This is a genomic window from Bacillus sp. G1(2015b) (genome assembly GCF_001482475.1).
Lineage (GTDB): Bacteria > Bacillota > Bacilli > Bacillales > Bacillaceae > Bacillus > Bacillus safensis.
Genome location: NZ_LKIC01000001.1, coordinates 381,390 through 408,110, shown reverse-complemented (window position 1 = coordinate 408,110; position 26,721 = coordinate 381,390). Strand labels below are relative to the sequence as shown.

The following is a 26,721-nucleotide window of genomic DNA, read 5'->3' as shown; positions in this document are numbered from 1 at the left end:
TGAACAATCAGGCGCTAACTGTCTAATTATGAACAGGTTATCATCCTTTGCCGATGTTCGATCTCTTTACTTCTTATTATAATCAACACATGTTCAATAATATATATCTGTTCAAAAAAGGAGGCCATCATATGCTTCATTTCAGACTTGCCAGAGAGGATGAACTGCCTCAAGTGGCAGAGTTGTTAGATGATTCGTTTCAGGACTATTCATTTTTTGACTTATTATGTGAAAAGGTCTCAAAGCGCTCTGCTTTCGCTCGTCAGCTGCATTTGGTCAATACAAAGGTTTATTTTCAGCATCAAATCTGTTTTGTCGGGGTTGAGAACGAGAAGGTTGTGTCTGCTGCCCTTTTAAAGCATCCGCATCTTCCTGAACCAGGCATCATGGATTATGTATTGTCAGGTGGGTTAAAGCTGCTCTTCACTGGCGGTATATCGGCCATTCAGCATGTGTTCCGTGTTTTAAAGGAGGCAAAAAAAGCGTGTTCTTCCTTAAAGCAGCCTTACTGGTATTTAGAAGCACTTGTCGTGGCAAAAGACCAGCAAGGAAAAAAACTCGGAAGCCGCATGTTAAAGCAATGCCTTTTTCCCTTTATCGCCCGGCAAGGCGGCGGGCTGTTCACACTGATTACACACAACGAGGCCAATCGTCATTTCTACCGGAAAAATGGCTGGATGGAGTTTGATGAAAGGGTATTGCGCGGAAAGAAAAAATCCTTGGAAAGCTGGAGCTATAAAACCGTGATTAAATAAAGTATCCTCTTCAGGTGATGATATAATAGAGTCAGTTCAATCAATGATCATACTTGGAGGAGAGACTGATGATACGACGACTTGATCATATCGTGTTGACTGTACAACATATGGAGGAAACCATTCGCTTTTATACGAACGTATTAGGAATGAAGGAAGAAACTTTTGGTGAAGGCCGTAAAGCGCTTCGTTTTGGTTTACAGAAGATCAACCTTCATGAAGCTGGTCATGAATTTGAGCCAAAAGCGGCTCATCCTCTTCCTGGATCTCATGATTTGTGCTTTATCACCGATTTAGACATGGACAGTTTGCTGCTGCACCTCCGGAAGCAAGTGGTCCCGATTGAAGAGGGACCGGTCAGACGCACCGGTACATTAGGTCCAATTGAATCTGTTTATATCCGTGATCCTGATCTGAATTTAATTGAAATCTCTCGATATATAGAGGAGGGTGATCCGTCATGACTCGTATATTTTTGAGACCGATTGAAGAGCAAGATTATCCTGGTATTCAAAGAGGGTGTCAGCATGCAGAAACACTTCATATGACTGGCACACGAAAAACGTTCACACTAGAAGAAATTCGATCCGCCTATACCCGTTTTTTGCAAGATGACAGCAGACGAGATTTCGCCATTTGTCTGCTGGATACGAAAGAGATGATTGGGGATGCGGCGATTGTGGACATTGATCCAATCAATCATACGGCAAGCTTCCGCATTGCGCTTCACGGGCCGGAGCATTTTCAAAAAGGCTATGGCACTGAAGCTGTTCGGATGGTTCAAGCATTTGCCTTTGACACATTAGAACTCAACCGTCTTGAGCTTGAAGTCTTTTCCCACAATCCAAGGGCCTTTCGAAGCTATGAGAAAGCCGGATTTCAATATGAAGGAAAAAGACGCCAAGCGCTCTATTTCAACGGTACATACTCAGATGTCATCATCATGGGCATCCTTCGTGAAGAATATAAAAACATGATGAATACAGATGCTCCTGCTTAAGAAGGGTCATCTTTTTTAAAAAATTGAATCCCAGTGACGATGATTAAACAAATGATGGAAGAGAGAACGATAGAGACACTTGATAAACTGAGCGCCATGCCTTCCCATCTACCAATAAAGAGACTGACAATCAATAAAACCAAACCAAATAAAATCAAGCATATAGGGACAATGAACCCCGCATGACGCTGCCGGCTTCTTTTCCCTGCCCACCATGAGAGACACAAAATAACGATTGTAAAAATAGCTGTTTGCAGCCAGAACATGTGATATCAACTCCCATTCTCTTTTTTGAACCTTTAACAACGGAGGTACTTCAAATGAACATTAGACCCATCGAGCAAAAAGACAATCCGTATATCGCAGCGATTATCCGCCAGTCACTAGAATCAGCGAATCTAGCAATTGAAGGAACAGCCTACACTGACCCCCAACTTGACCAGCTTTTCGAATACTATCAATCATTGACTCATGCAGCCTATTGGATTGCTGAAGAGCATGGTGAGATTGTGGGTGGTGTAGGGATTGCTCCATTCACAAATGGAGTATGTGAATTACAAAAGCTTTATTTAAGTCCAAAAGCACAAGGAAAAGGTGCGGGCAAAAAACTGATGGATACGGCGCTGGAATATGCCTCTACATACTACGAAGCGTGTTATTTAGAAACCCGCCGAGAATTAACAGCGGCTATAGGCCTTTATCAGCGATACGGCTTTTCTCTTCTTTCAGAACCGCTTGAAGGCTCCGAGCATTCTGCAATGGATGCTTGGTATCTCAAGACCTTCTCATCATGAACCATAAAACAATCGATAGTTTTTGATCCTCTGAAAGCCTAACTTCTCTGCTAGTTTGATTGAAGCTTGGTGATGGACATCGCAATCCCAATGCGGTGTCCTCTTTTTTTCATGACAGATGCTGATCATATGCTGAGCTGCCTTCGAGAAAATATACAAGCGGATGCGCTTCATCATCTACATAAAGATGCCCTTGTATGATGCCATCCATGACCACATCTACAAACACTGGATATGCCGGATCGATCTGCCTAATTCCTTTTTTCATTGATGGTATCTTTTTCCGCTCCAAGAGTTGCATGATTTTTCCTCCTTTCCTTCCATTATAAAGAAAAAGTTGCTGACATACAGGACTCTTTTTAGCATAAGGAATACTTCTGCATCAATGGCGGAATTTTAAAAAAGAGACCTTAGTTAAAAGGTCTCTTACTTCTGCATGACATTATTCTGCCGCTGCCTCTTCTGTCACTTTTCCCTTCCAAATCAGGGTTAAGCCTAATCCAAGAAATAAGACAACACCTGCGAATAGAAATGGGAAGTGAATATTTTGGTCGAATAAAATGCCGCCAAGTGCCGGCCCGAAAATCGTACCTAGGCTTGTGTAGGTAGAGTTCATTCCTGCGACAAATCCTTGCTGGTTGCCAGCGATTTTAGATAAGAAGGTCGTTAATGCCGGACGCAATAAATCAAACGCAAGGAAAATGACACATGTGACAATCAAGACAACCAAAAAGCCTGACACAACGGTTGAAACGAAAGCAAGGACAGCCCCGATAATCAGACATAGCTGAATGACTCTTTTTTCTCCTAGGGTATTTACCAGTTTACCAAACACAAGTACTTGGATGATGACTGCCACAATCGAGCTGACGGTAATGATCACGGCAATATCTTTTGGACCAAATCCAAACTTATGATTTGTGAACAAGCTAAAGACTGTTTCATATGCAGATAATCCAAATGCGAGGACAAATACAATGATAAAGGCGATGAGGTAGCTTGGATGAATCGATTTTTTCAAATCTTTAAAGAAAGTCGATTCTTTCACTTCATTCATTTGCTTCTCTCGCTCTTCTTTTGTTAAAGGCTCCTTCAGCATAAACATAGACGAAATGACGGCAATAAACGCAATCCCTGCTGCAAAGAAGAATGGCAGGCGTACGCCGTATTCTGCAATAAACCCGCCAATTCCCGGGCCAATGATAAAACCAGTACTAATGGCCGCAGAAACATAGCCCATCGCCTTTGATCTTTCCTGAACGGTCGTAATATCTGCGACATACGCAGTGACAGCAGGCATGATAAATGCCGCACTAATTCCGCCTAGAAGCCTTGCAACATAAAGAACGTACACGTGTGTTCCAAGACCAAAAACGAGTTCTGATAACGCGAAGAGGAACAGCCCAGACACAATCATAATCTTTCTTCCGTAGCGGTCTACCCATCTCCCTGCAATCGGTGATGCGATGAGCTGAGCAACGGCAAATGCCGCCACAAGATATCCCATCGTACTCCCTGTTAGATGCATCACATTCATGAATAGCGGCATGACAGGAATAATGAGACCAATGCCTAAAAACGCAATAAATATATTACTTAATAGAATAACGAGTACAGCTTTTTGCTCACGAATCGGTTTTTGCATGATGTTTGTTTCCCCTTTACTGACTCACTTGTTACTCATGATGGTTGATTCCGTGAATAAACAATGAGATCGCCTCTTTTTGTAACTCTTTCTTCTGCTCAATGGTGTCATTTTTATATAACACGTCTAATCCATAAAAAACGGAAAGTAATATTTTCACTTTTGACTCCACATGCTGGATCGACCAGCTGCCATCTTCATTTCCCTCAAGTAAGATATCTCTCATCACATCATCAAAATCGACATCAATCTTGTTCAGCCGTTCCATGACTTCGTCTGATGTAAAGGCGCTGGCACAAAATTCCTCACTTGCTCTCATTAATGGGTAGTTAATCCCTATTTGACTGAGCAGCTCTGCAAATCCGGCAAGCTTATCAATAGCTCGGTTCAGTGTTTTCTTTTCCTCATGCCACGTTTCCATCATCACACGATGATCCTCTTCCATAATATGAAGAAACAAAAACTCTTTTCCTTTGAAATGATGATAGAGATTGCCTTTACTCACCTCAGCAGCCTCTAAAATATCGCGTACGGATGTTTCTGAATAACCTTTTTTCGCGAATAAATCACGAGAAGCGGTGACGATTTTTTGCTTCGTCTTCTCACTCTTTCCAGCCCCGCTTTGTGTACTTGTCATGTGTCACAATCCCTTTCTACCCTACATTTCTTAATGTGAAAAAATAAAACCGACCAGTTGGTTTATTTTTTCATTATAAATGGATTTTCCTCATAATACAATGAAAAAGGCATCGATTCATAAGGCGTAATTCATGTGAAAACAAACAAAACAGTCATCTGCGTTATCACTAAAAAGGACTTATACGCATCTTTCTTCTGCGGCCTTTTCATGACTGCCTTGACCTACTACGTGTTCATCATTCATTTAATTTCACTTTATATTTAACTTCACTTAAATATAAAAATTGCCTATAATAGAATAGAGGTGATGTCATTGGATGAGGAAATTATTCATTACAGTAAAAAAATCATAGAATACTCGAATGCTCTAGGCTCAATTTATGTAGAAGAGTATCAGCGATTTTTAAAACATGAGTATGCAGATTTATCAGCCAAACAAGAGCTGACGCTTGAGTTGCTGCGTACGAAAACGAGAACGATCAATGAATTAGCTGATTACTTTTCGATTTCTGCCAGTGCAGCTAGCCAGCTTGTATCAAGGCTTGAGCAGCTCGGCTATGTCACACGAGAAATTAATCCGCATAACCGAAGAGAAATCATTGTTGATTGTGCTCAAAAGGGCCATGACTATCACAAGAATACAGAAGACATTCAATTGCATCTAATTCAAAAATACTATGCAAAGCTTCCAAAAGAAGATTTAAAAACATTACTATCTCTATGCGAAAAAATCTATCAGATTGCGAAAGAAGCGCCTTAATACGGTGTTTCTCTCCCCAACATTTAAGTTAACTAAACTATTAAGGGGTTGAAAATATGAGAAGCATTCATTTACAAGATGGCCGGCACATCGGTTTGACTCAATACGGTGATCTTGAGGGGTTTCCAATTTTCTTTTTTCATGGAACACCTGGATCAAGAGTGATGTTTTTAGATGATGATCCAATCTCTCAAAAGCTCGGCATTCGTCTCATCTGTTTGGATCGACCTGGATTTGGTTTATCCACCCCACTACCCGATCGCACAATTTTAGACTGGGCAAAAGACGTGCAGGAAGTGGCAGATAATCTTGGTATTCAACATTTTTCAGTGATGGGTGTATCTGGAGGCGGTGCATTCGCTGCTGGTTGTGCCTATCAATTGCCGGATCGCGTTCTTTCTGCCGCTCTGATCTCAAGTACAACTCCTTTTGAGGGTGGAAAACCGCCAAAAAGCATGCTGAAAGAAAATAAATTAGCCTTTTTCCTTAGTAAGAAGTTTCCTTGGCTATTGAAAACAAGCTATCGTTCCCAGAAAAAAATGATTGAGAACAAACCAGAGAAATTTAAGAAGCTGGCCAAAAACGGGAACAAGCATTTACATCCGTGGGATCGGCAATTCCTTCAAACCGATGAGCAGTTAGAAATGATGATGACACATTTACACGAAGCGACTCGTCAATCGGTGGATGAGTGTATTCGTGAACCCATTTTACTTTCGAAACCATGGGCATTCGATATGAAAGATATTCAAATCCCTGTTGATGTCTGGCATGGAAAAGAAGATACGATGGCTCCATTTGTAGAAATAGAAAAAATAGCTCAGGCGATTCCAAACGTCAAAACGCATTATATAGATCAAGCAGGGCACTTTCTTACTGATGTAGACGATATTTGGCGAGATATTTTACGCTCTTTAAAGGAGCGTGCTGAACATCAGAAACATGCATAAAAAAAGACCCAATATGACTCGGGTCTTTTTCTTCATTAATATTGTTCATAATACCTCTGCACTTTATCTGGATCCTTTGTCTTCGTCAGTGCCAGCATGAGCAGAATACGTGCTTTTTGCGGGTTTAATGAATCAGACGACACAAAGTGATGTTCATCATCCGTTTTTTCATGGGTGACAATTCCATTACCCGTACGGCTTGATCGCACGAGAACCACATCTTTTTTCACTGCATCTGTTGCTCCTTTGATGGCTTCTGTTGACATCGTTCCATTTCCTGCTGCGGCTACAACAATCCCTTTTGCTCCTGCTTTTACTGCAGCATCATACATATATTTTTGATCATTTTGATAGCCGTATAAAATATCAACTTGTGGCAATTCTTTTATCTTCGATACATCAAAATCGCTTTCAGTTGTATGTTTTCTTGTCGGTTCGTTATAAAAGGACACCACTTCACCAGTAACTACTCCGATGTATCCTTGCTCAAGTGACTTGAAGGCATCAGTTGTGGTTGTGTTTGTTTTCGTAACAAAACGAGCTGATGCAATTCGATCATTTAATGTGACCATGACCCCTTTGCCCTTCGCTTCTTTGGTGGATGCAATTTTCACCGCCTGATACAAGTTAAGCGGACCATCTGCACTGATAGCCGATGCTGGTCTCATTGAGCCAACAACCACAACAGGCTTATCACTTTTGACCACCAGATTTAAAAAGTAAGCTGTTTCTTCAAGTGTATCTGTTCCATGCGTGATGACAATGCCATCCACTTGATCATCTTTTAATAGCTCATTGACTCGTTTGGCTAATTTTAAAAGAAGAGCGTCATCAACATTTTCACTTCCAACATTCGCAACCTGCTCACCAGTGACATTTGCAATATCCTTCAGCTGTGGAACTGAAGCAATGACTTTATCGATGCCAAGTGCACCAGATTTATAGCCCGTCGTATCTGTATCACTGTCTGAACTGCCAGCAATCGTCCCGCCTGTGGCTAATACCTTAATATTTGATAAGGACTTATTCCCTGTTTCAACCGCATTGTTTTTCTCTTTTGTTTCACTGGATACGTTTTCTTTTTCGCTTTGACTATTCTCTTGAGTGCCTGTGTTCGCACAAGCTGCTGTCACTAGTAATAAAACAGAAAGAAGGACAGCACCTAACCATTTTGTCATGTTCATTGGATCATCTCTTTTCCTCATTTGATGGATTTCATGGCTAAATCTCTTTCTATAGGCTTTACTTTATACCATACCTTCATTCATCGGCATGAGGCTAAAGATATAGAACCAAATAAAGGTAAAAAGGGCATGATATTAAGAGTTTATTCAATTCTTAATACCTAAATTTGCTGTAATTAAATTGAGTATTGAAGGTGGCGTATTTTAAAAATAACCGATGTCTTGATAATGAATTTATGATAAAATATAGTAAATTTTACAAAAAAGGAGTATACATTTTGCATTCGCTTCCACCCTTTTACAAAATCCTAATCACACTATTCATCAGCTCTACTTTACTCGGCTTGTTTGTCTGCTTATTTCCACCTATTCAAGCTGAGCCTGCGTTTCTGATATTTTACATTCCTATCTTTTTTGTTTATTATTTCGTCTTTGCGGTTCCTTTGCAGTTATTGTTTTCTTTGCAGCCAAAGGCTTTTTATCCTCTTTATTTAGCTGCTTATTTACTAATTGCAATGGTTGTCATGCTTTTTTTCATTGATGGTATTGGGAGCCAGGCATCTTTACCCATCATCATCATGAGCAGTCTTATCTACTGGACCTGTGATTCCTTGTTTTATCAAAGGATGCATGAAAAAAACACCTAATGCGCAGGACGTACAAGCTCCTGTTCTAAATAGAGACGAAGGGTATATATCTTGTTACATACCTCCTATGCTTGACCATTCAGTCAATCATGCCAAAAAAAAATCACTGAGGATATCTACCTCAGTGATGGGAATCGTTATTTCTTCATTGAACCTGCGTGTGAAAAGATTAGATCTTTCAATTCAAATTCGAATGTCTTTCCGTCCACAATACCGACTGTTTTTTCACTGTCATAAAGCTCAAGCATACAAGCAGCCATTTCTTTTGATGTATGATATTTCTTGAAATTGCCTTCATATTCAAATTCGTCTACATCCAATGAGCGCTTTGCAAATTCTGATTCTGTCGCGGATGGCGCTAAAACTTTTGCCTTTAATTTGGCACCTTTTTCTTTCAATTCTAGGGCCAGTCCTTCTGTAAAGGCGCTCACGTAAAACTTCGTTGCTGAATAGGTGACGGCATTGCCAACGACTGTATAGCCTGCTCGTGAAGAAATGTTAATGAGCTGAGCTCCCTCTACTTGCTCATAATCACGAACAAATAAGGTGGATAGAATCGTTAATGCTTCTATATTCAGATGAAGCATATCTCCAATTTTACTTAAATCTTGTTCTCCTATAGAGCCAAAATGACCAAAACCCGCATTATTTATGAACGTATCCAGCTCATAATCTGACAATGATTCATAAAATGAATACACTTGCTCTATGTTTGTTAAATCAACTGACTGTATGACTACTTTGATATCGGGATATTGATCATGAATCTTTTTCTTCAATTCTTGGAGTTTATTGAGCCGGCGTGCAGCTAATATAAGATTTTCCCCTCGTGCTGCAAAGGCGAGAGCCGCCTCATATCCAATACCTGAGCTTGCTCCTGTAATGACTGTATAGCCCATTTTACATCCCCCTATTCGCGTCTTCTAACTGGTTAAATTATAACGACAGCGTTTCACTCAAGTCAATTTTGAAGAGAGTCAAAGGGCATCATGTCAACTTAGATACAGCTCCTCAGTTACTTCCTTTTGAATCATTTTGGAGGATATCATGCTGAGATTTTTTTGTTAATTTTTGAAAAACCAATTGATAGGAATGTTCGATTAACTCCTCTACAAATGAGGATGGAATGTCTGCATCAAGGTAAATGGAATTCCAATGAGTCTTATTCATATAGTAGCCAGGGATAATTCCTTCATGCATCTCTCTTAGTTCTTCAGCACGAAGAGGATCACATTTTAAAGTGATGACAGGCTTTCGATTCGCATCTCCCCCCATCATAGCAAACATCTTTCCGCCAATATGATAACGATCTGCCTGCCACTCAGGTTGATAATCATGGGTTGTTCCTTTTAAGGAAAGACAAAATGCCTGCAGCTGTTCTTTTTTCATTTCATTAGCTCCTTTTTTAGAAATCATCTATTTTCTCTATTATATCGACAATGAGGAAAGATATCTGACGCTTTTTTTCAGAAACAATAAGAAAAGCACAGGCCCGTTGTCTCCTGTGCTTTTGAATCACACTGCTTTTTTTATTCAAACGCCTTCTTTAGTTGATCCCCCATCAAATGCCAAGCTTCTTCAGCTATGGCTAAATCTCCGGCGTGCGTGAAGCCGTGTGGAACTCCTTTAAATTGTTTATACGTGACGTCTATCCCAGCTTCTTTTAACTTGGCAGCATATTGCTCAGCTTCTTCAGCCAGCGAATCCTTCTCTGCTGTGATGACGAGTGCTGGAGGCATTTGTGCCAAGGATGAACGATCTGCAAAAACCGGAGAAACGAGCGGATTGCGCGGATCTTGGCCTTGCAGATAGAAGGAATTAAAAAGTCTCGCCAATTCAACTGGAATTGCTTCATCAAACGCTGGCTTTTCTGCTGGATCAGTGGCTAGATCAAGCGGCGGATAATCGAGCACCTGATAAACAATTGGGAGTGTATTTCCTTTTTGAATATTCAATAGACAAGCAGCCGTTGCCAAATTTCCTCCTGCACTATGTCCGCCAACGGCTAATGCATTCCGATCGATTTGAAGCTCGTCAGGGTGTTCATACAACCACTTCAGTACATCGTAGCATTCATGAAGAGCCGCTGGGAAAGGGTGCTCAGGAGCAAGCTGATACTCGACATTGACCACGATACATTGCGCCCGGTCTGCAATGACTGGACACCATGGATTATCCATTTCAGCACTGCCCATGATAAATCCGCCACCATGTAAATTCACAAAAACAGGAAGCGGCTGCTTTGATGTGTTCACTGGCTTAAACACCCACACCTTTGTTTCGCCAGCACTTGTTGGAATGTCATATTCCATTTTGTTCACATCAGGAGGATTTACTGGCTTTAGTTCCGATTGACTCGCTAATGAACCTTCAGATGGCTGGCGTAATGAAGCAGCGATTTTGATTTGTTCTTCTAAGTTCATGATCTCAGACTCCTATCTTATTCATTTCTTCTTAACTCATTCGTTCCTTTTTCCTCTTTTCCTTCTACTGAATCAGCAGCACCTTACTGGAATAATCAAAATAAAAAAAGAAGACATTGAAGAAGGTATACGTTTATTAGCTAAACTTATCAATAAAGCTAAGTAACGCACTGAATTTAACACACGATACTAAGAGAATGAAAAAAGAAGAAAACGAGTTTTCCATGTTCAATGTAAACGTGGAAAACCCGTTTTTATATTACGCAAAAAACCTAAAATACGATCAATCTGTAACTGCAAACCAAGTTTCTTTGAGCAATTCACAGAAAGATTGAATGGTTGGTCCTTCTGAACGACTTTTTAAATATACGACAGATGTTTCAATTGGGTTTTCACAGTAATGCAATGGGATAAGAATACCCTCTGCTAATTCTTCTTTAATCATATTTTCACCAAGCAAGGCGATTCCGGTTTTATTTAAAACTGCCCGCCTAATCGTTTCATCACTTCCCCCGCATTCAATGATAGAAGATGGACGGGTGTTAATTTCAGAAAAACACTGCTCTGTAATTGAGCTAAAACCGCAATGTTCATGATAAGCAAGAAACGGAAAAGATTCTATAATCTCTTCTTTAGAGCGGTTTTTTGTAAGATCGGCGGAGACAACCAACACCGCCTTTTCCCTTTCTAAAACAAACTTTTCTAATTCTGAGGAATCAACTTCCCCTGCAACAATCCCAATATCTGCTTCATTATTTAAAATTTTATCGACAGCTATAAGGCTGTTTGCTGGCATGAGGCGCAGCTTAACTTGTTTATGCAATTTTGTATAAGAACTAAGCAGTAGGGAAAGGTGATTCGTACAATAATATTCTGAAGCTGTCACAGTTAGACTTCCGGAAGGACCATTTAACTCTTCCATGTCTCTTTCCATATATTCCATTAATTCAAATAATCTATCTGTATGCTGCTTTAATTTTTTTCCAGCAGGCGTCAAAAACGTTTTTTTTCCAATACGGGTGAATAGAGAATGGTTTAGTTCCCTTTCTAATACTTGAATTTGCAAAGTAATAGTGGGTTGAGTATATTTTAAGATCTTTGCAGCTTTGGTCATATTCAATTCATTGGCTACTACTTGAAAAGTTTTTAGATTCCTGAGTTCCATTTAACCTTCATCTCACTATCTATATTTTTTATAGCCTACAAAAGCTACTAACCAAAAGTATATAAAATAATCATCTTTCACATAGGATATAAGGTTAACCATATAACCCCATAGACAAGATGCGCTGAAGAGAATAGCAATCAAATCATTATATCAAAAATTTTAACGAGAAAATCTAAAAGTTTGATACGAATCATTCATTTTTTATTGGTAACTATTGAATCGCCTAATTTAAAATACCAATAAAAAACCAAATCATCTCCTTACTCTTAAGGTTATGATATATCGCTAAAGTTTTCTAATGCATACTATTAAATTAATTAATTTTTAGCTTGTTTCATCCTGTGATAGATTTGATAAAGAGCTTAACGAAGTAAGGGAAAGGGAGAATATTATGTACCCATTTAAAGTATTAAATCATGAAGATATCAAAGCTATTCTTGATATGAAAATTGTAATCGATATCGTAGAAAAAGCTTACGTCTTAAAAGAAAATAAAGAAGCTTCTTTATTCCCAATGGTGTTTCACGAGTTCGAACCTGGTAAAGCGGACATGGATATTAAATCAGGAGAATTGTCAGGAGCAGGCATTTTCGGTTTAAAACTTGTTTCCTGGTTCGGTGACAACCCTTCTAAAAACCTTCCTGCTGTTGTTGGAACTGTCTTAGTTCTTGACAGCCGTACAGGCCTTCCAATCGGTATCTTGAGCGGTGAGTATATGACCATGATGCGCACCGGAGCAGCTGGTGGAATTGGAGCTAAATATTTAGCAAGAAAAGATTCAGAAGAATTGCTTATGGTAGGATCAGGTCATGTTGCAGCTTATCAAATCTTAGCTGTTTTAATGACAATGAACCATATCAAAAGAGTTCGAGTGTATAATGCTCATTCATTTGACCGAGCTGGTCAGTTTTGTGCAGACATCAAAGGCAAGTTAAAAGAGCTGTTAGCTCAAACTAAAGAACAAAACCCGGAAGTTTATGAAGAAATGCTTCAAAAGATAGAGATTGAGTATACGCCGGTTAATGATATTGAAACAGCTACGAGAAATGCAGATATTATTATTACAGCTACTCCAGCACGCCAACCAATTATTCTAAAAGAATGGGTAATGCCAGGTACTCATTTTTCATGTGTGGGTGCAGACATGGCAGGAAAACAGGAAATTGATGAAAATATTTTAACTGATGCTCGCATATTCGTTGATGACCATGAACAGTCTGTTACGGTAGGAGAATTTGAAACTGCATTCAAAAAAGGCATCATCGCAAAAGATAGCATCATTTCGGAAATTGGAGGAGTGATTACAAATCAAGCACCAGGACGCATTTCTCCAGAAGACATCACAGTTTTTGACAGTACAGGCATCTCTCTTCAAGATCTATTGACAGCGAGCTATGTTCTAGAACAGGCAGAAGAAAAACAAATTGGGATGTCGACAAAGCTGTAACTGATCGATAGCCTTTTAAATAAGCAGATTTTAGAAAGTATTCTTTACCAAAAGACTATGTTCAAAAAATAAGATCATACTTACAAAGGAGTTAATCGGATGAATATTAAAACATTTGCTGTAGAACATTGGATGAATTTATACGAGCAAGAGGCCGTTTATAATATCGCGGAAACATGTGTTGAATCTTTCACTGTAAATGAGTTGATTGGGATTGACGGCACAAATTCGGCAGATTTTTTCAATGAAGTCGGAAAGAAAAAATTAACATACGGACATATTGAAGGATCTCCAGAGTTTAAAAGCTTAGTATCTGGCCTGTATGAGACAGTTGAAGCTGATAATGTACTTGTCATGAATGGAGCAATTGGTGCAAACTTCTTAGTGCTCTATTCTCTTATTGAGCCAGGAGATCATGTAATTGCTGTACACCCAACATACCAGCAGTTATATGATGTGCCTGCTTCATTTGGCGCGAATGTAGATCTGCTGCCATTGAGACCAGAAAATAACTTCCTGCCGGATCTAAACGAATTAAAGTCTCTGATTAACGAAAAAACAAAATTGATTATTATCAACAATCCGAATAATCCTTCAGGTGCTATTATTGAGAGAGAAATGCTTGAAGAAATTGTAGAAATTGCACGCTCAAGTGATGCTTACTTGCTGTGCGACGAAGTATACAGAAACCTATTACAGGAAGATAACCTTGTTGTGCCATCTGTTGCTGATTTATATGAAAGAGGAATCAGTACATCAAGTATGTCAAAAGTATTTTCATTAGCCGGCTTGCGCCTTGGCTGGATTGCAGGTCCAAGTGATGTGATCGCTGAATGCATAAAACACCGTGATTACACAACAATCAGCTGTGGTGTGCTTGACGATATGTTAGCCGTTCATGCTCTTAAAAACTACGACAAAGTCCTAGGGAGAAGCCGCAAAATTATCAAAGATAACCTGGCTATTTTAGATGAGTGGGTTCAAAACGAACCTTCAATCTCCTACGTAAAGCCACGTGCAGGCACAACATCTATGCTGAAATACGATTACCCTATTTCATCAGAAGAATTTTGCGTTGACCTATTTAAAACGAATGGCACATTCTTAACGCCAGGTTCTTGCTTTGATATGGAAGGTTACGTTCGTATCGGTTACGCATGTTCAACAGATGTATTAAAAGCAGGTCTTGAGAAATTCTCTGAATATTTGCGTACCCTTAAAGTAAATAGCTGATTAAAAACCATTAAGATAGATATTTGGAATATCTGATCGTACAAAAAACCGAACTGCTAATAATGGTTAGTTCGGTTTTTTTTGTAAAGTTAAAAGATATTTAAAAATCTCATCTTGTCAGATTATCTCACATCATTAATTTCAATAGTTACCATAAATAAGTTAAAATTTTCAGTTAATTATTTTCGTGTTATTCTACACCTGCAACAGAGGAAAGGTAGGGGTGTAAAAAGCTTAAGGGGGGAGATTTTATGAGCAACAACTGGAGTTCCTTAGTTGAGAACATGAGTGATTATTTAGCACCTAGCATGGCCAAAGATCATCCAAACTTACCTGTGGTAAAAGAAGAAGGTTGTTATTACTACGGGCTGGATGGGAAAGCCTATTTAGATTTTACTTCCGGAATTGCAGTAGCTAATACAGGACATCGCCATCCTAAAATTGTACAAAGTATCAAGGATGCAGCAGATCATTTAACTCATGGCCCTTCGGGAGTCATTATGTATGAATCCATTTTAAAGCTGGCCAAATCTCTAGGTGAAATTCTGCCAGGAGATTTAAATTGTTTTTTCTTTGCCAATAGTGGCGCTGAAGCAATTGAGGGAGCTTTAAAATTGGCTAAATATGCAACAAAGAGACCTTATGCTATTTCTTTTACGGGGTGCTTTCATGGCCGTTCTTTAGGTGCTTTAAGCGTATCAACATCAAAAAGTAAATATAGAAAATATATAAATCCGTCTCACCTGACTTATCATCTGCCTTACGCTAATATGCAGACATGCCCCGAAGGTAAAGACCCAGAAACTTTCTGCATTAACGAATTAGAAAAACATTTTGAAGAATTATTTAAACACCAAGTGACACCTGAAGAAGTAGCCTGCGTCATATTAGAACCTGTATTGGGAGAAGGCGGCTACATCATCCCTCCTAAAGGGTGGCTGAAAAAGATCCGCGAAATATGCGATCAGCATGGTATACTGCTTATTTTTGATGAAGTACAAACTGGCTTTGGACGCACAGGAGAGTGGTTTGCTGCTCAGACATTTGAAGTCACCCCAGACATTATGGCTATCGCTAAAGGAATAGCTTCTGGTCTACCTTTAAGTGCCACAGTAGCTTCAAAAGAACTGATGAGCAAATGGCCTGCTGGAAGTCATGGAACAACGTTCGGTGGAAATCCAATTGCCTGTTCGGTAGCGTTGACCACTCTTGAAATAATGAAAGAAGAAAGATTACTAGATAATGCAAAAGTGGTTGGTCAATATGCTGCTGAAAAACTAAAACAAATGAAAAAAAATCACCCGATCATTGGAGAGATACGCTCGGTAGGCTTAATGATTGGAATTGAAATGATAAACCCAAAAACAAAAAAACCCGATGGAAGCGCCGTCATGAAGATTTTAGATTATTCCCTTGAGCAGGGAGTTCTCTTTTACTTATGCGGTAACGAAGGAGAAGTGATTAGAATGATCCCTCCTCTGACCGTCACAAAAGAACAGATTGACGATGGGCTTTCAAAATTAGAAAAGGCATTGCACCAATTTGAGAAAGAATTTTAAGTAGAAGCCGTTTCGAGTATTCACCGCTATTCTATGTACGACTCTTTTTTTCATATTTAATGATATCATTATTTGATGAAAGACTAATTTATTGAAAAAAAGCACTGCGGCGCTATGTCCTCAGTGCTTTTCATTTCTCTTATGATACTTGCTGTTCTACCTTCACTCGTTTAATGAAGAAAGCAATAATCAATCCAATGACGGTCATGATCACGGCAAAGATAAATGCATGCTGGACACCATTTGTAAAGGCGAGCAGCTGATTCACCGGATTTGCGGGATCAGATACATTTTCCATAAAGCTGCGAGCTCCTGATGAAAGGATCGAGATACCGATCGCAGTACCAATGGCTCCTGACACTTGCTGCAAAGTATTCATAATCGCTGTACCATGCGGATATAGCTCTGGCGGAAGCTGATTTAATCCATTGGTTTGAGCAGGCATCATGATCATTGCGATTCCGATCATTAAGGTAATATGAAGGGTTACAATGAAACCAATTGACGTATTCACACTGAGATTCGTAAAGCCAAACATCGTCGCTGCGACAATGACAAGACCTGGAATGACAAGCCATTTTGGACCGAACTTATCAAATAGACCACCCATGATTGGAGAGAGCAGTCCGTTGATAATTCCACCTGGCAACAGCATTAAACCTGCTGTAAATGTAGAAAGCGCCAAGGACGTTTGCAGATACAATGGCAAAATCATCATAGCAGACAGCATTACCATCATACACACTAAAATCAGAAGTAAACCAATGACAAACATCGGATATTTAAACGGGCTTAAGTTCAGCATTGGTTCTTTCATGTTCAACTGTCTTAAAGAGAACACGAGAATCCCTATGACACCAACTACAATTGCAACGATGACATGCATACTGCTCCAGCCGCCCCCTTCACCGGCACTGCTAAAGCCATATACTATTCCACCGAAACCAATGGTTGAAAGCACAATCGATAAGATGTCGATTTTCGGTCTTGTTGGTTCTGTAATATTTTGCATAAAGATAAAACCAAAGACAAGTGCAGCCATTAATAAAGGTAGTGAAATCCAGAAAATCCAATGCCAAGTCAACGATTTCAAAATAAGACCAGAGACTGTCGGGCCGACAGCTGGTGCAAACATAATCACAAGACCAATAATCCCCATTGATCTGCCTCGTTTATGAGGCGGGATGATGACCAAAATCGTATTAAACATCAATGGCAGAAGCAATGCTGTACCGACTGCCTGCACGACACGTGCTACCATTAAAATACTAAAGACCGGCGCAACCGCCGCAATAAATGTTCCGATGATCGAAAAGACGAGCGACGTAATGAAAAGCTGCCTTGTCGTAAACCATTGAAGAATGAGTCCTGAAATCGGTACGAGAATACCAAGTGTTAATAAATATCCTGTTGTCAGCCACTGAGCAGTCGTCGCTTCAATTCCAAAGTCTAACGTTAAACTTCTCAGCGCCATGTTTAATGCCGTTTCACTGAACAGGCCAATAAATCCAGCTGTGATAAAAGAAATAATAATGGGCAGCGTTCGAATTTCAGAAGCTGCTGCTTGCTGTTTGTTCATATTAAGTTGGCTCCTTTTCTTTTTCAATTTAGATGAACCTTAGGAAGTCAGGGTGGTCAGAAATGAGCCACTTTCATGTCTATTGAAAGACGGATAAAATCTGTTTTTCTGCAGCAAATTGAGCAATTTTGTCGATCGAATAGCCAGATTCATGTATATAAAACATGAGCTCAGGCGTCATTGGAGAAGACATACATAACGTTGTCAGTTCTATATCCTTTATATTCGCTTCTCCCTTTTCTCTCGCTTCTTCAAGCAATTCACGAATGATTTGTCTGAGTGATTGACTGTAATGACTATCATACACTTTACTTGTCTGCTCTAAATTCCCAGAGATTGTGAGCATCCGAATCCAGTCTAAATGGTGACCGACGATCAGATGAATTTCTTCGAGAACATAGCGTAATCGTTCACGGACCGGCTGATCACTTATTTTGCTCAAGTAAAGATGCAAAGCTGGGATCAGCTGTTCAAATCTCTCCCCAAGGATAGAAAGGCATAGATCACTTTTATTGGCGTAGCGGCGGTATAGAGTGCCCTGTCCAACACCAGCTGTTTTCGCAATTTTATGCATGCTGACATTTTCTACACCAAATTCTTGAAACAAGGAGAATGCGATCTCTTCAATTTCCTCACCAATATCCTTTTCCACGATACACACCTTCTTTACCTTCATCCACATGACACTCATCTCTATGTGTTAAATCAAAACACTTTAGGTTTTTCTTAGGACAATTGTCCCGATATTATCTTACGGACAACTGTCCGCATTGTCAATCATTATTTTTTTCTTTCAATTCTATTAAATGATGCACACAGTTTATCATTATTTAGACCGATTTTCCCTTTTGAAAGAATCATGTATGATCAATAAAGAAAGCGCTTCCATAAAAGGAGAGGAGAATGCGAATATGTACCGTATGAAACGAATGTTGATGCTGGTTGTCACTGGATTAGTCTTGAGTTTGTCCACATTTACTGTGGGTGCCTCGGCACAAACGGGTGGATCGTTTTATGAACCTTTTAACAACTATAATACGGGGTTATGGCAAAAAGCCGATGGATACTCGAATGGAAACATGTTTAACTGTACGTGGCGTGCAAATAATGTGTCGATGACCTCAGCAGGTGAAATGCGTTTATCGCTCACAAGTCCCTCCTATAACAAGTTTGACTGCGGAGAAAACCGCTCCGTTCAAACGTACGGCTATGGGCTATATGAAGTCAACATGAAGCCCGCCAAAAATGTGGGGATCGTCTCTTCTTTCTTCACTTATACGGGACCGACTGATGGCACGCCTTGGGATGAGATTGACATTGAATTTCTAGGAAAAGATACGACAAAGGTACAGTTTAACTACTATACCAATGGTGTAGGAAATCATGAAAAGATCGTCAACCTTGGTTTCGATGCAGCGAACTCTTATCACACGTATGCATTTGACTGGCAGCCAAACTCTATCAAATGGTATGTCGATGGACAATTAAAGCATACCGCCACCACACAAATTCCTCAAACACCAGGGAAAATTATGATGAACCTGTGGAATGGTGCAGGTGTCGATGAATGGCTTGGTTCCTACAACGGTGTTACACCACTCCACGCACATTATAACTGGGTGCGTTACACAAAAAGATAACTCTATCAAAAAAACCTGTGACTTGTCACAGGTTTTTCTTCGTTTAATTTGAACTAGTTTTCAGCTGATGAGCGAGTTTTTTCTCATGATTGTGGATAATATCTTCATAACTTTCTATTTTGAAATCCAATCGTTTAATGGTCTCTTCGATTTCCTTTTGTTTTTGGACAAGTCTTTCTCGTTCATTGACCAAAATGTTTTTTCGCGAAGATAACGTATGATCATCATCCTCAAAAAATAAGGCTGTATATTCTCTAAGCGCATCAATCGAGAGCCCAGCATTTCTCATACACTTGATAAATTCAATCCATTGAAGATCATCCTCTGTATAATCACGAATCCCATGATCATCACGTTTGATTTCCCTAATCAAACCAATATTTTCGTAATATCTAAGTGTCGCAGTGGATAAAGCGAGCTGTTTTGCTGCTTGTGCTATTTTCATTGTGCCCTCCCTCTTTCTCTTACATCCGATCTCCCTTTCCTCATCATCTCCATTTTGAAAAAGAAAGCAAGATGCTTTTGACTCAATTCTTGATTCAAGAATGTTGAATTCGTTATTACAAAAGGTTTTCTGTTGACTTATAGTTCACTTTAAGAAGTACAGTATAGAAGAAAGAATCGAATCTTATTTTTGAAAGGATGATCAAGAATGTGTCAGACGCACCAATCAAATGTTTTAAGTGTTTCACACGCAAAAGCGAATTTTGAACGGACGACCATTGAACGAAGAGCACTTCGTCCACATGATATTTTAATTGATATTCAATTTAGCGGGATCTGTCATTCAGATATCCACAGCGCTTTTGATGAATGGGGCGGCGGTATTTTCCCAATGGTTCCTGGTCATGAGATTACTGGCGTCGTTGCAGCTGTAGGAGATGATGTGACGAAGTTTCATATCGGAGACCGTGTAGGTGTTGGCTGCTTTGTGGATTCCTGCGGCACCTGTGAATATTGTCAAAATGGAGACGAGCAGTATTGCACAAAAGGGGTCGTCCAAACGTATAACAGTCGTGACTATGACGGGGAACCGACTTATGGCGGCTACAGTCAAAAAATTGTCGTGACTGAACGATTTGTCGTCAGCATTCCTGATCAACTGCCTCTTGATGCCGCAAGCCCTCTTCTCTGTGCTGGCATTACAACTTATTCTCCATTAAAGCACTGGAAGGCAGGCCCTGGCAAAAAGGTTGCTATCGTCGGAATGGGCGGACTCGGCCATGTTGCCATTCAATTCGCGAGTGCTCTGGGCGCTGATGTGACGGTTTTAAGCCGCTCTTTGAATAAAAAAGAAGAAGCACTATCATTTGGCGCAAAAGACTATTTTGCTACAAGTGATCCTGAAACGTTTCAGACACTAGCCGGTCAGTATGACCTCATTCTCAATACTGTCTCTGCCAACATTAATGTGGATGCCTATCTGTCCTTACTTCGTGTAGATGGAACCTTGGTGAACGTCGGTGCACCGCCTAAGCCGGATCAATTCCACGTCTTTTCATTAATTTCCGGTCGCCGCAGCATTGCTGGTTCACTCGTTGGCGGCATCCAAGAAACACAAGAAATGCTCGATTTCGCAGCTGCTCACAACATCGCTCCACAAATTGAGGTCATCAACGCGAATCAAGTTGATGAAGCGTATGAGCGGGTGCTGAAAAGTGATGTGCGTTACCGCTTTGTGATTGATATTGCTACGTTGTGATTGAGATTCTTTGAAATGACGATGTTTGGTTGCTTTATGGCTGACCGATGAGAATTCTATGATTTTTGATCAAACATCTAAAAGCCACTTCTCTATTGAGTCGTGGCTTTTTAATGGATCGCTATATGCTAACTTCTTTTTCTTTATGATGACCTCGCATAAATGTAACAACCATACTGGACAAGCTAACCAAAAAACCTAAAATTGAAATCAAAATAGTCATTCCCCCGTTTGGAATAAAAAAGCCTATAGGGATTAAGACAAAGAATGAGAACACGATAAAACATTGATAGATTCCAGATATCAATCTAACCACAATATGATCAAAAAACGACATCACCAGAGGAGGAATAAACAAGAAAACGACCATCCCTAGTGACAGCATGAAGGGTAATGGGTCATCTAACGAAATCGTGTTCTTCCCAGTTGAATCCTTTGCGGCGATGAACAATACTGCAATCGCCATGAGGAGCGTTGAAAAAATGAATAAGAATCGTTTTAACATTTCGATATCCCCTTATTTGATCTTACATTTTATAATAAAATATACCAAAATAAACTAAATATTCAAAGGCTATTTTTTACGTTCAGGATTATGTTTAGAAGAAAATAAAATAATTTATGGAAATTCCGCATATTGTCAATCCAGTATGTTATACTAAACTAACCTTTGAAGCATGAAATTTTGACGAATACCTTGTACCATCTCCCTACTTGTACGTTGAGTAGGGTTTTTTCATGCAAAAAAACAGGCTCTCCGTAGAGAACCTGTTTTAGAAGAATGAAGATTAAGCAATTTTTTGAACGTTAGCAGCTTGAGCTCCACGAGAACCTTGCTCTACGTCAAATGATACTTTTTGACCTTCGTCTAAAGATTTGAATCCGTCGCCTTGGATAGCTGAGAAATGTACGAATACATCGTCGCCTTCTTCACGTTCGATAAATCCAAAACCTTTTTCTGCGTTAAACCATTTTACTGTACCTTGTTCCATGATTGTTGCCTCCTCGTGCGTTTACCACACAATGTATTATACTATCCTTGCCCAAAGTACCCTCAAGACGAAAAGTCAATCTTCATACTATCCTTTACGCCGAACAAAAATAATTACTTTTCATTATAGCATGAATCGGAAATAATTGCAATTTGTTGATTAGAAGAAACATAAGTACATCATTAGACAGGGGGATGATGGTAAAAGGTATAGACATGTTAATCATAAAGCTTGAATTTTTATAATAAGTTGTACCTTACTAAAGACTTTCCAACTCAAGTCTATTTAACCAATTATCAACTAATGAGTTAAATGTATCGGGTTGTTCAATTTGTAGGTTGTGACCAGCCATATCAAGCACCGCAAAAGTGGCTCTTGGATAATCTTCGATGAGCCGCCATACATCGTGGTATCCGACTACATTGTCCTGGCGCCCTGTGATAATGAGCGTTGGATACTTAAGATCAGTTGAAATATCGAAGGTAAAACCATATCCATTTTGATGAATGTTGTTGATGAAATCATGATTTGTTTGTTTAGAAGGAAGTAAAATTTCATCTCGAAACCTCTCCCATTCCATTTTTCCTTGCACAACTATCATAGAGCAAAATTCATCTGCCTCCTCTGAAGATAATTGTGATATGAAGCTGCTGTCACTTTTTAAAACCGTCGCTTCTGGTACGACTCTTTTATCGAATTCTGGTATAGTCATTGGCGCCACAAGCAGCAATCCACGAACGGTTTCCTGACGTGAACGAACGATACCTCTGGCGATGTACCCTCCATATGAATAACCACAAACAATAAACTGTTCATCAGGGATAATCTCGTCCAAAAGACACAATATCGCTTCTAGCACATCATCAGAGTTCTGAATAGACGGATGTGGCTTTGAACGTCCCATACCTGGTAAATCTATGTATATTCTCTTCCAACCGCTTCGTTTTTCGAATATCGGTTCCAATGCATGTAACATTACCTGATGGTCAAGTGTCCAACCATGCAAGATCACGATTGGATACCCTTCTCCAATGACTTTATGATAAATTGACATGTTTTTATTTCCCCTTTCCTACTCTTCAATATTTTATCACAATTTTAGAAAAATTCTTTTTTCACTAAACTTGTTATCATCGTAAACTATCATATATAACTGTTAAAACTAATTAGAAAGCAAAAAAACCAAAGGTCTACCACCTTTGGTTTCTTGATGCGGCCGAGAGGACTTGATTCACCCACTAGGCCCTCAACCTAGAAAATTTTTGTTATCACTTACGAAAAGTTGATTTTATTACAATTAAGACAGACTATTTATGTTCAGTATCATTAATCCCAATAAAAGTTGGACAATAAAAGGACACTTTTATTTCGAAAAATTAATATTGTAATATAATTTGTTGATACCTTCTCTCATAATTCAGTGATTTTCACCATTTTTTCAGAAATGATTAATCACAAAAAAGAGCAGACATAAAAGTCTACTCAAAATTTTCTTACCAATCTAATCCACCAATACCAGCGTAGACGCCAGGAGCATTAGGAATAAAACGCAAGTTTGCCCCTTTAAAAGTCATGGTGTTTCCATTTAACTTTATCCTCTTATTTTCACCCATAAAATGACCTTTAACATATTTAGTACCCCATACAGTATCTCCCAATACTCCTTTACGTACAACAGCGTAGTTGATACCTGTATTATTAGGTTTTGTACTCAATTGTGTATCAATGCCGAGAATTACATATTTGTGTATGCCAGGAACACTAAATTTTGAGTTAGAGTAAAAAGTTTTACCACCTTGTCTTTTCGAAAAATCCCACCACATCAAGACATCCATTGTTTTCATCACTGGATCTTGATTTTCAATTATAGAGAAAACATTCTCATAGTATTGATCGCTACCTTGTTGCAATGTTTTATTATCATCACTGCTTAATGTATCAGTGTTAATATTCACTTTCCATTCAGTACCAACCTTCTTGACTTCCAGAGGAACGTCCTTTACTAATCCCCCTTCATAAGAAGAATTGACGACATAATAATGAGTACCATCACTCAAAGTTTCTGATTTTACTATTTCATAGTTATTTAATTTTTCATAACTCATCATCTCTTTATAATCAGCAACTGTTAAGTCCCTCTCATCAATAACATAACTCATGATCTTATCAACATTTTGTTCTTTAACAGCTTGAAGATATGACTCTAAAACTGACTGAGGTGTTACTCCTTTATTTGCAGAAGTTGCAGAAATACTAGTCGAAACAGTCGTAATTGCCAACGCAAAGACCAGCATGAAAACAAGACCGCCTAGAAATCTTTTCACGTAAAATCACACTCCCTATAATTTTTACACACAAAACAATTTTTACATATAAATACCAAATTGTAAATACTTTTCCATAGAAGAAAAGGGATAGACATGAAATCTACTTTTCCAATTTTGTTTCTTTCCCTTTAACTTCTTCATAATCAGGTGTTTTCATATACAAACCAAGTCGATCCCCATCTCCATTAGCGGGCATATTAGCCATTTCTTCGTAATCATCTCCCATTTTTTCATAGTATATATACGAGGTATAGTTCAAGGAACCATCATTATAAAAAACAAACTTAATATATTTACCACCATCATATACACGAACTAAGGCATTATCCCTTTCAACTTCTTCCGTATCATATCCACTCTCAATTAAAGAATGTTTATATTTTTTTATTACATTATCAATCGCATCATCGTATTTATTTCCTCCACACGCAGTTAACAAAAGAAAGGCAACTATATTAAGGGAAATAAAAAGGTTCTTCAAAATTCACACCTCTTTTCTCCATGTTCTTATTAATAATCGAAAAATGGATATTTAAAGAACATTTTCAGTTGAATAACTTGTAAACCTTATTAACTTCCTACACGCTCAGCTAAAATTTTTGATTCTCCACTAAATATTTTATTATAGTAAGCACTATCATTTTTTGATAAATCACCCGAGATCGCTATGCTCACGACTATCATTAATGCCAAGATAATCATTTTCATATATGATTTCTCCTTTTTTAATTTCTGTTCTAGCTAAATTGACAATATGATAAGTATTCAGCCGCTTCTAATGCAAAGTCTTCAATATCACCATACATTTGTCTACTTTTAAAGAAAGCAAAACATTGGTCTAACAAATGTTTTGCTTCTTTTACATAGAGACCTTGAAGAATATTAGATTTAGATATATAATACTCAACGTCATTATTCTTTTGAGCCAAAGAAATACCCTTTTTTACATAAATCTTAGCTTCAGTCCTTTTGTTATCCCTGCATAAAGCATGAGCCATATTAAATATTGTTTTCGGCAAAAAACTGTGATTACCTTCTTCAAAAATTTCAAGAGCACTCTTTAAATATCTTTCTGCTGCTTCATAATCTCCACGAGCATTACAGCAAATCCCCAAATTAAGATGTACCTTCTAAATACTCTTTGTTTATTTTTTGGCTTTTTTTCTTTAAATTGACTAAGTGCTCCCTCATAATCTAAGATGTCCATCAAAATTCCAGCTATAACGCATTGAACATGGATAATATGGCCATGGTAGGTATCATAATTACTGTAAATTCTAAGAGACTTTTTAGCATAATTCAAAGAAAAATAGGTTTGCTTCATATAATAATAAACTTCTGAAATCTTAAAGTAGAATTCAGCATGTTCAATCTCATCTTCAATATCGTTTAATTTGGTCTCCGCTATTCTGTAAGCACTTATGACTGTGGTTAACTCACCTTCTGAATTCATATATCCCCATAAAAAAGAAGAAATAGTATTCCAACATGCCTGTAAGATTCCCTTCATTTTGTCGCAATTGTTCGTATGTTTCATTAACTTCTTTTAATCCCTTTGCATTCATATAAGAGAGCATTAATTCATGTCTAAAATCCAACAGCTGATAATACAACAATACATCTTGGTTTTCTTCCATATTCATTATCAGCTGCTCAACTTCTCTTTTTATTTCTTTCGCTTCATTTATTAAGTTGTTTTTAATTGCCGTGTTTTGACATGCTTCCCTTTGAAAAATTTCCAATTTCCCAAATCTTGTAGACCTTTAAAAGTATCTTTCATTACAATAGAACCCATATTTATAAATATCGGTGAAAGCGGAAGACTCTTTGAAAATATAAACGTTATTAGCTGCAAGAAATTAGACATCTCATGTCGCTCTACTAATTGATCAACAGAAGAAGATCATATAGGCTAGGATATGCGTCTATTCGGACAACAACATATATCGTCACTTATTTCTAACAAGCAAAAAAACATTTATTTAATACAAACAGATTCATTTAGAAGTTATAAAAAATAAAAAAAAACCAAAGGTCTACAACCTTTGGTTTCTTAGATGCGGCCGAGAGGACTTGAACCTCCACGGGTTATTCACCCACTAGGCCCTCAACCTAGCGCGTCTGCCATTCCGCCACGACCGCGTGTATGATGTGCTCATATATTCATAAGTGCACTGTTTGAAAAAACAATGCGGGTGAAGGGACTTGAACCCCCACGTCATAAAGACACTAGATCCTAAGTCTAGCGCGTCTGCCAATTCCGCCACACCCGCGTGA

General features: G+C 38.7%; 32 protein-coding genes and 2 tRNA genes. 11 read left to right on the top strand and 23 right to left on the bottom strand.

Annotated elements, in window-relative coordinates; genetic code table 11:
* Nucleotides 1–131: 131 nt before the first annotated feature.
* The 3 genes from AMR95_RS01870 to AMR95_RS01860 all read left to right on the top strand — a co-directional run bounded on the left by AMR95_RS01870 (nt 132) and on the right by AMR95_RS01860 (nt 1,755).
* The gene (locus AMR95_RS01870) at nt 132–755 is read left to right on the top strand and encodes a GNAT family N-acetyltransferase (RefSeq protein ID WP_058837408.1); all 624 of its coding nucleotides are present in this window, start codon (nt 132–134) and stop codon (nt 753–755) included.
* 68 nt (nt 756–823) lie between these two features.
* On the top strand, nt 824–1,219 hold the full coding sequence (locus AMR95_RS01865) for a VOC family protein (protein ID WP_039176795.1): 396 nt from the start codon (nt 824–826) through the stop codon (nt 1,217–1,219).
* The gene (locus tag AMR95_RS01860) at nt 1,216–1,755 is read left to right on the top strand and encodes a GNAT family N-acetyltransferase (protein ID WP_039176793.1); all 540 of its coding nucleotides are present in this window, start codon (nt 1,216–1,218) and stop codon (nt 1,753–1,755) included. The genes AMR95_RS01865 and AMR95_RS01860 overlap by 4 nt, the downstream gene beginning before the upstream one ends.
* Here the strand turns inward: AMR95_RS01860 and AMR95_RS01855 are convergent.
* Nucleotides 1,752–2,021 (bottom strand): YesK-like family protein, encoded by a 270-nt coding sequence (locus tag AMR95_RS01855; RefSeq protein ID WP_039176789.1) that lies wholly within the window; start codon nt 2,019–2,021, stop codon nt 1,752–1,754. The two genes, AMR95_RS01860 and AMR95_RS01855, sit on opposite strands and share 4 nt — an antisense overlap.
* A 54-nt stretch (nt 2,022–2,075) precedes the next feature.
* Here AMR95_RS01855 and AMR95_RS01850 point away from each other — a divergent pair, with 54 nt between their 5' ends.
* The gene (locus AMR95_RS01850; RefSeq protein WP_039176786.1) at nt 2,076–2,549 is read left to right on the top strand and encodes a GNAT family N-acetyltransferase; all 474 of its coding nucleotides are present in this window, start codon (nt 2,076–2,078) and stop codon (nt 2,547–2,549) included.
* Here the strand turns inward: AMR95_RS01850 and AMR95_RS19090 are convergent.
* From AMR95_RS19090 to AMR95_RS01835, 4 genes are all read right to left on the bottom strand, one after another.
* Nucleotides 2,544–2,678, bottom strand: coding sequence for a GNAT family N-acetyltransferase (locus AMR95_RS19090; protein WP_197412096.1), 135 nt, complete (start codon nt 2,676–2,678; stop codon nt 2,544–2,546). The genes AMR95_RS01850 and AMR95_RS19090 overlap by 6 nt on opposite strands.
* Entirely contained in the window at nt 2,659–2,850 is a 192-nt protein-coding gene (locus tag AMR95_RS19180) for a hypothetical protein (RefSeq protein WP_058837407.1), read from the bottom strand. Before AMR95_RS19180 ends, AMR95_RS19090 begins: the two co-directional genes overlap by 20 nt.
* A 141-nt stretch (nt 2,851–2,991) precedes the next feature.
* Nucleotides 2,992–4,194: an MFS transporter gene (locus AMR95_RS01840; protein ID WP_058837406.1), complete on the bottom strand. Its 1,203-nt coding sequence runs from the start codon at nt 4,192–4,194 to the stop codon at nt 2,992–2,994.
* A 31-nt stretch (nt 4,195–4,225) separates the two neighbouring features.
* Complete coding sequence (locus AMR95_RS01835; protein WP_058837405.1) at nt 4,226–4,831, bottom strand: TetR/AcrR family transcriptional regulator; 606 nt, start codon at nt 4,829–4,831, stop codon at nt 4,226–4,228.
* 309 nt (nt 4,832–5,140) lie between these two features.
* Here AMR95_RS01835 and AMR95_RS01830 point away from each other — a divergent pair, with 309 nt between their 5' ends.
* Both AMR95_RS01830 and AMR95_RS01825 read left to right on the top strand, forming a co-directional pair.
* Nucleotides 5,141–5,593 (top strand): MarR family winged helix-turn-helix transcriptional regulator, encoded by a 453-nt coding sequence (locus tag AMR95_RS01830; RefSeq protein ID WP_058837404.1) that lies wholly within the window; start codon nt 5,141–5,143, stop codon nt 5,591–5,593.
* Nucleotides 5,594–5,649: 56 nt separating this feature from the next.
* Nucleotides 5,650–6,543 carry an alpha/beta fold hydrolase gene (locus AMR95_RS01825; RefSeq protein ID WP_058837403.1) on the top strand — a complete coding sequence of 298 codons (894 nt, stop codon included), beginning with the start codon at nt 5,650–5,652 and terminating at the stop codon, nt 6,541–6,543.
* Between the two features lie 35 nt (nt 6,544–6,578).
* Here AMR95_RS01825 and AMR95_RS01820 read toward each other — a convergent pair whose 3' ends face one another.
* The 5 genes from AMR95_RS01820 to AMR95_RS01795 all read right to left on the bottom strand — a co-directional run bounded on the left by AMR95_RS01820 (nt 6,579) and on the right by AMR95_RS01795 (nt 11,962).
* A complete protein-coding gene (locus AMR95_RS01820) occupies nt 6,579–7,727 on the bottom strand; it encodes a type II asparaginase (protein ID WP_058837402.1) in 1,149 nt (382 codons plus the stop codon).
* 784 nt (nt 7,728–8,511) lie between these two features.
* Entirely contained in the window at nt 8,512–9,273 is a 762-nt protein-coding gene (locus AMR95_RS01810; RefSeq protein WP_058837400.1) for an SDR family NAD(P)-dependent oxidoreductase, read from the bottom strand.
* A gap of 112 nt (nt 9,274–9,385) precedes the next feature.
* The gene (locus AMR95_RS01805; RefSeq protein WP_058837436.1) at nt 9,386–9,763 is read right to left on the bottom strand and encodes an MmcQ/YjbR family DNA-binding protein; all 378 of its coding nucleotides are present in this window, start codon (nt 9,761–9,763) and stop codon (nt 9,386–9,388) included.
* A gap of 140 nt (nt 9,764–9,903) precedes the next feature.
* Nucleotides 9,904–10,797: an alpha/beta hydrolase gene (locus tag AMR95_RS01800; protein WP_058837399.1), complete on the bottom strand. Its 894-nt coding sequence runs from the start codon at nt 10,795–10,797 to the stop codon at nt 9,904–9,906.
* A gap of 283 nt (nt 10,798–11,080) precedes the next feature.
* The gene (locus tag AMR95_RS01795) at nt 11,081–11,962 is read right to left on the bottom strand and encodes a LysR family transcriptional regulator (protein ID WP_058837398.1); all 882 of its coding nucleotides are present in this window, start codon (nt 11,960–11,962) and stop codon (nt 11,081–11,083) included.
* Between the two features lie 394 nt (nt 11,963–12,356).
* On the opposite strand from AMR95_RS01795, the gene AMR95_RS01790 reads away from it, so the two are divergent.
* The 3 genes from AMR95_RS01790 to AMR95_RS01780 all read left to right on the top strand — a co-directional run bounded on the left by AMR95_RS01790 (nt 12,357) and on the right by AMR95_RS01780 (nt 16,204).
* On the top strand, nt 12,357–13,412 hold the full coding sequence (locus AMR95_RS01790) for an ornithine cyclodeaminase family protein (RefSeq protein ID WP_058837397.1): 1,056 nt from the start codon (nt 12,357–12,359) through the stop codon (nt 13,410–13,412).
* 99 nt (nt 13,413–13,511) lie between these two features.
* Entirely contained in the window at nt 13,512–14,645 is a 1,134-nt protein-coding gene (locus AMR95_RS01785; protein ID WP_058837396.1) for an aminotransferase, read from the top strand.
* A gap of 251 nt (nt 14,646–14,896) precedes the next feature.
* Nucleotides 14,897–16,204: an aspartate aminotransferase family protein gene (locus AMR95_RS01780; protein ID WP_058837395.1), complete on the top strand. Its 1,308-nt coding sequence runs from the start codon at nt 14,897–14,899 to the stop codon at nt 16,202–16,204.
* 139 nt (nt 16,205–16,343) lie between these two features.
* Here AMR95_RS01780 and AMR95_RS01775 read toward each other — a convergent pair whose 3' ends face one another.
* Both AMR95_RS01775 and AMR95_RS01770 read right to left on the bottom strand, forming a co-directional pair.
* Entirely contained in the window at nt 16,344–17,783 is a 1,440-nt protein-coding gene (locus AMR95_RS01775; protein ID WP_058837394.1) for a DHA2 family efflux MFS transporter permease subunit, read from the bottom strand.
* Nucleotides 17,784–17,862: 79 nt separating this feature from the next.
* Entirely contained in the window at nt 17,863–18,435 is a 573-nt protein-coding gene (locus tag AMR95_RS01770; protein WP_058837393.1) for a TetR/AcrR family transcriptional regulator, read from the bottom strand.
* Between the two features lie 259 nt (nt 18,436–18,694).
* Between AMR95_RS01770 and bglS the strand changes: the two genes are divergently transcribed.
* The gene (gene bglS, locus AMR95_RS01765; RefSeq protein ID WP_041089240.1) at nt 18,695–19,423 is read left to right on the top strand and encodes a beta-glucanase; all 729 of its coding nucleotides are present in this window, start codon (nt 18,695–18,697) and stop codon (nt 19,421–19,423) included.
* 43 nt (nt 19,424–19,466) lie between these two features.
* On the opposite strand, the gene AMR95_RS01760 is transcribed toward bglS, so the two are convergent.
* The gene (locus AMR95_RS01760) at nt 19,467–19,868 is read right to left on the bottom strand and encodes a MerR family transcriptional regulator (RefSeq protein WP_058837392.1); all 402 of its coding nucleotides are present in this window, start codon (nt 19,866–19,868) and stop codon (nt 19,467–19,469) included.
* 207 nt (nt 19,869–20,075) lie between these two features.
* Here AMR95_RS01760 and AMR95_RS01755 point away from each other — a divergent pair, with 207 nt between their 5' ends.
* On the top strand, nt 20,076–21,125 hold the full coding sequence (locus tag AMR95_RS01755) for an NAD(P)-dependent alcohol dehydrogenase (protein WP_058837391.1): 1,050 nt from the start codon (nt 20,076–20,078) through the stop codon (nt 21,123–21,125).
* Between the two features lie 121 nt (nt 21,126–21,246).
* On the opposite strand, the gene AMR95_RS01750 is transcribed toward AMR95_RS01755, so the two are convergent.
* The 10 genes from AMR95_RS01750 to AMR95_RS01705 form a co-directional block, all read right to left on the bottom strand.
* Nucleotides 21,247–21,630, bottom strand: coding sequence for a hypothetical protein (locus AMR95_RS01750; protein ID WP_058837390.1), 384 nt, complete (start codon nt 21,628–21,630; stop codon nt 21,247–21,249).
* Between the two features lie 283 nt (nt 21,631–21,913).
* Entirely contained in the window at nt 21,914–22,117 is a 204-nt protein-coding gene (cspC, locus tag AMR95_RS01745) for a cold shock protein CspC (protein WP_008346765.1), read from the bottom strand.
* A gap of 259 nt (nt 22,118–22,376) precedes the next feature.
* On the bottom strand, nt 22,377–23,171 hold the full coding sequence (locus AMR95_RS01740; RefSeq protein ID WP_058837389.1) for an alpha/beta fold hydrolase: 795 nt from the start codon (nt 23,169–23,171) through the stop codon (nt 22,377–22,379).
* A gap of 439 nt (nt 23,172–23,610) precedes the next feature.
* Nucleotides 23,611–24,441, bottom strand: coding sequence for a hypothetical protein (locus AMR95_RS01735; RefSeq protein WP_058837388.1), 831 nt, complete (start codon nt 24,439–24,441; stop codon nt 23,611–23,613).
* A 103-nt stretch (nt 24,442–24,544) separates the two neighbouring features.
* On the bottom strand, nt 24,545–24,925 hold the full coding sequence (locus tag AMR95_RS01730; protein ID WP_058837387.1) for a cystatin-like fold lipoprotein: 381 nt from the start codon (nt 24,923–24,925) through the stop codon (nt 24,545–24,547).
* An 89-nt stretch (nt 24,926–25,014) separates the two neighbouring features.
* The gene (locus AMR95_RS19085; protein WP_156414527.1) at nt 25,015–25,152 is read right to left on the bottom strand and encodes a hypothetical protein; all 138 of its coding nucleotides are present in this window, start codon (nt 25,150–25,152) and stop codon (nt 25,015–25,017) included.
* 29 nt (nt 25,153–25,181) lie between these two features.
* The gene (locus tag AMR95_RS01725) at nt 25,182–25,559 is read right to left on the bottom strand and encodes a tetratricopeptide repeat protein (protein ID WP_082672187.1); all 378 of its coding nucleotides are present in this window, start codon (nt 25,557–25,559) and stop codon (nt 25,182–25,184) included.
* 321 nt (nt 25,560–25,880) lie between these two features.
* Nucleotides 25,881–26,186 carry a response regulator aspartate phosphatase gene (locus AMR95_RS01715; protein ID WP_058837384.1) on the bottom strand — a complete coding sequence of 102 codons (306 nt, stop codon included), beginning with the start codon at nt 26,184–26,186 and terminating at the stop codon, nt 25,881–25,883.
* A 316-nt stretch (nt 26,187–26,502) separates the two neighbouring features.
* Nucleotides 26,503–26,586 (bottom strand) — tRNA-Leu (locus AMR95_RS01710).
* A gap of 48 nt (nt 26,587–26,634) precedes the next feature.
* Nucleotides 26,635–26,717 (bottom strand) — tRNA-Leu (locus tag AMR95_RS01705).
* Nucleotides 26,718–26,721 lie beyond the last annotated feature (4 nt).